The organism is Synechococcus sp. CCAP 1479/10, from assembly GCF_019038515.1.
In the GTDB taxonomy this organism is placed as follows: Bacteria; Cyanobacteriota; Cyanobacteriia; order PCC-6307; family Cyanobiaceae; genus Cyanobium.
On sequence record NZ_JAFKRJ010000108.1, the window covers coordinates 1 to 1,363 of the forward strand.

Annotated in this window: 1 protein-coding gene; it reads right to left on the reverse strand. The window is 64.5% G+C overall.

Going from position 1 to position 1,363, the window contains the following annotated elements:
• Positions 1-167: 167 nt before the first annotated feature.
• On the reverse strand, positions 168-1,304 hold the full coding sequence (locus tag KUG39_RS17190) for an IS5 family transposase (RefSeq protein WP_216916623.1): 1,137 nt from the start codon (positions 1,302-1,304) through the stop codon (positions 168-170).
• Between the last annotated feature and the right edge of the window lie 59 nt (positions 1,305-1,363).

Genomic DNA, 1,363 nt, shown 5'->3' on the forward strand with positions numbered 1-1,363 from the left:
GAGGCTGCTGAAATAGTCGTCAATCCGAGGCCCGCCACGCCGTTTTGGTCTGAGCGGGCCATTGTCAGCTCTGGTCGGCAGTCGTTTCTACGCATCGGGCGGCTCTGCTTGGCAATGTGCCGTTGTCTCGATGCTTGATCGACACCGATGGCGCAGCTCTTCCTTGCTCATGCCACGGCCACCTTGGGGCTGAGCAGGTTGGCCAGGCGGATCAGGTTGTAGGCCACCACATGCAGCCGGAACACTGCGCCGACCCGTGATCGACCCCGGGCCTTGAGCTGCCGCAGGCCGGCGGCCTGTTTCATCCAGCCAAACACCTGCTCGATCCGCTTCCTGGCGTTGATCGAGCGGGCGTAACCCTGATGACGAATGGTGCGGGCATCGATCGCGGAGCGGCGGCGAGCCTGGATGTTCTGCGCCACATGCGGCGTGATCCCGGCAAAGCGAATGTCGGCCACGAAATCCCTGGTGTCGTAGCCCTTGTCGGCTCCCAGAGTCTTCCGGTGAGCCCCCGGGAGCGAACGCGCCATCCGCACCGCCGCAGCCCGCTCCCCATAGCCATCCGCTGGGGTCACCTCACTGGCCACCACCAGACCATGGCGGTTCTCCATGAGGCAGTGGCCCAGGTAGCTGAGGAACGCCCCGGTCCCACCGGACTTGCGGAATAGTCGGGCCTCGCCATCGCTGCTGGAGCGGTGGGTCTGGTTGGAGAGCAGCAGACCTCTGAAATCACCCTTGGCTCGCTTCTTCCCCTGGCCGGCTGAGCTACCGAATCCCTTGCCGCCACTGGGTGGTGGTGGATCGTCGTCGATCCCGTCGATTCGCTCCAGTGAGCTGTGAGAGGCCCAGGCCCGCAGCAGGGTGCCGTCGACGGAGAAGTGCTCGGAGCTCAGCAGCGGCTTGACCTCCGGTGAGGCCAGCAGCAGTTCCAGAAACTTCGCCATGAGCTCCTCGTTGAGCAGCCGATCGCGGTTCTTGGTGAATGTCGTGGGATGCCAGACGACGTCGTCGGGATTGAGGCCAACAAACCAGCGGAACAGCAGGTTGTAGTCCAGCTGTTCCATCAGCATCCGCTCCGAGCGGATGCCGTAGATCGCCTGCAGCAACAGGGCTAGCAGCAGTTGCTCCGGGGGGATCGAGGGCCTGCCGCCCTCGGGGTAAAGCCTGCAGAAGGTGGGGTTGAGCCGATCCAGGGCCTGATCCGCCAGCCGCCTGACCTGGCGCAGGGGATGGCCGGACGGAATCCGGTCTTCTGTGGAGATGTACGAGAACAGGGGGCCGGTGCGTTCCTGCTGGCCGCGCATTCGCTCAGTGCCGTTGGGCCATTCTCCCGCGGCTGGGCTGGTTTTTCAGCAGCCTCCTA